The organism is Halorubrum sp. AJ67, from assembly GCF_000513435.1.
The window spans coordinates 15,010-17,179 of record NZ_CBVY010000015.1 but is presented as its reverse complement, the minus strand read 5'-3'; the positions used below and the strand labels follow the sequence as shown (position 1 = coordinate 17,179).

At 66.1% G+C, this 2,170-nt stretch carries 2 protein-coding genes; both read left to right on the top strand.

From position 1 onward, the window contains the following. Positions 1–420 precede the first annotated feature (420 nt). On the top strand, positions 421–1,059 hold the full coding sequence (locus BN903_RS11650; RefSeq protein ID WP_048077888.1) for a 50S ribosomal protein L1: 639 nt from the start codon (positions 421–423) through the stop codon (positions 1,057–1,059). Further along, positions 1,056–2,099, top strand: a complete 1,044-nt coding sequence (locus BN903_RS11645; RefSeq protein WP_048077887.1) for a 50S ribosomal protein L10 — start codon at positions 1,056–1,058, stop codon at positions 2,097–2,099. Before BN903_RS11650 ends, BN903_RS11645 begins: the two co-directional genes overlap by 4 nt. Positions 2,100–2,170 lie beyond the last annotated feature (71 nt).

Genomic DNA, 2,170 nt, shown 5'->3' with positions numbered 1-2,170 from the left:
CTCCTATCCCCCTGTGTGCCTTGCCCTCCACGACTCCCGCCCTTGAACGCCCGNTCGCGGCGCNCGCGGAGGTCTTCGATGCGGTCGTCCATCGTCACGGCGGACCACCCTGCGTCATTACCTCGTGGGTCGGACAGCGCCGTCAAAAGGGTTCCCCTATCCGACGTTTTCGGCTTCGACGCGCGTCGAATCGCCGTCGCAGCCGGTCGACCTCGCCCCACGGCCCCCGGTCTCGACGGCCTAGCCTCGATCACTGGCCGCAACTTCTCGCCCTCGACCGCCCGCACAGGCCCTGTCTTCGGTTCGCACGCGGACGAGCGGTTCGACGCTTTTAAACCTCCGATGAACCACTCTCCGATGAGACAGGCTTCGCCTGTTTCACTGACCCGTAGGAGCGACCTGCGTACTACGGAGGTGAAAATGGCAGACACAATACAAGAGGCCGTAACCCTCGCACTCGACGATGCGCCCGAGCGGAACTTCCGCGAGACCGTGGACATCGCGATCAACCTGCGAGATCTCGACCTCAACGATCCGTCGAACCGTATCGACGAGTCCATCGTGCTGCCGGCTGGAACGGGGCAGGAGACACAGATCGTCGTCTTCGCGGAGGGCGAAACCGCCGTCCGCGCAGAGGAGGTCGCTGACGAAGTGCTCGACAGCGACGACCTCGAAGACCTCGGAGACGACGACGACCGCGCAAAGGACCTGGCCGACGATACCGACTTCTTCGTCGCGGAGGCCAACCTGATGCAGGACATCGGTCGGTACCTCGGTACCGTCCTCGGTCCGCGCGGGAAGATGCCTACCCCACTACAGCCGGACGATGACGTCGTCGACACAGTCAATCGGATGAAGAACACGGTGCAGCTCCGGTCGCGCGACCGGCGCACGTTCCACACCCGCGTCGGTGCCGAAGACATGAGCGCCGACGACATCTCGGACAACATCGACGTCATCATCCGACGACTCGAAGCAGACCTCGAGAAGGGGCCGCTCAACATCGACGGGATCTACGTGAAGACCACGATGGGTCCCGCGAAGGAGGTGCCCGTATGAGCTCGGTCCGGAAGACCGAGACGATCCCCGAGTGGAAACGCGAGGAGGTCGACGAACTCGTCGACTTTATCGACTCGTACAACTCCGTCGGGATCGTCGGCGTGGCCGGCATTCCGAGCCGCCAGCTTCAGGCCATGCGCCGGGAGCTTCACGGCTCGGCCGCCGTCCGCATGAGCCGAAACACGCTCACGAACCGAGCCCTTGAGGAGGTCAACGACGGGGTCGAGGCGCTGACGGAGTTCGTCAGCGGTCAGGTGGCGCTCGTCGGCACCAACGACAACCCGTTCGGCCTCTTCAAGCAGCTCGAAGCCTCGAAGACCCCCGCCCCGATCAACGAGGGCGAGGTGGCTCCCAACGACATCGTGATCCCCGAGGGAGACACCGGCGTCGACCCGGGACCGTTCGTCGGCGAGCTCCAGACCGTGGGCGCGGCCGCGCGCATCCAAGACGGCTCGATCAAGGTCACCGAGGACTCGACGGTGCTGACGGAGGGCGAGGTCGTCGACGCCGACCTCGCGAACGTCCTCGTCGAGCTCGGAATCGAGCCGAAGGAGGTCGGGCTGGACCTGCGCGCCGTCTACTCCGAGGGCGTCCTGTTCGAGCCGGACAAGCTCGAAATCGACGTCGACGAGTACCGCGCGGACGTCCAGTCCGCCGCGGCCGCCGCGCGCAACCTCTCGGTCAACGCCGCGTATCCGACGGCCGCCACCGCCGGCACCCTTCTCGCGAAGGCGTCCGGCGAGGCGAAGTCCGTCGGCCTGTTCGCGGAGATCGAGAGCCCGGACGTCGTGCCCGACCTGATCGGGAAGGCCGACGCCCAGCTTCGCGCGCTCGCGGCACAGATCGACGACGAGGAGGCGCTCCCCGAGGAGCTCCAGGGCGTCGAGACCGCGCCGGCGACGGAGCCGGCCGACGACGCCGACGCGGAGGAGGAACAGGCGGACGAAGAGACGGAAGACGCCGAGGACACCACCGACGACGACGCCGACGACGACGACGGCGACGACGGCGGCGAGGGACTCGGCGCGATGTTCGGATAACACGAGGTACACACCAATGGAATACGTTTACGCTGCGCTCATCCTGAACGAGACTGGAGCAGAGATCAACG

Coding starts and splice junctions, on each gene's coding strand:
- BN903_RS11650 (WP_048077888.1), top strand. CDS start 421: ATGGCAGACACAATACAAGAGGCCGTAACCCTCGCACTCGACGATGCG.
- BN903_RS11645 (WP_048077887.1), top strand. CDS start 1,056: ATGAGCTCGGTCCGGAAGACCGAGACGATCCCCGAGTGGAAACGCGAG.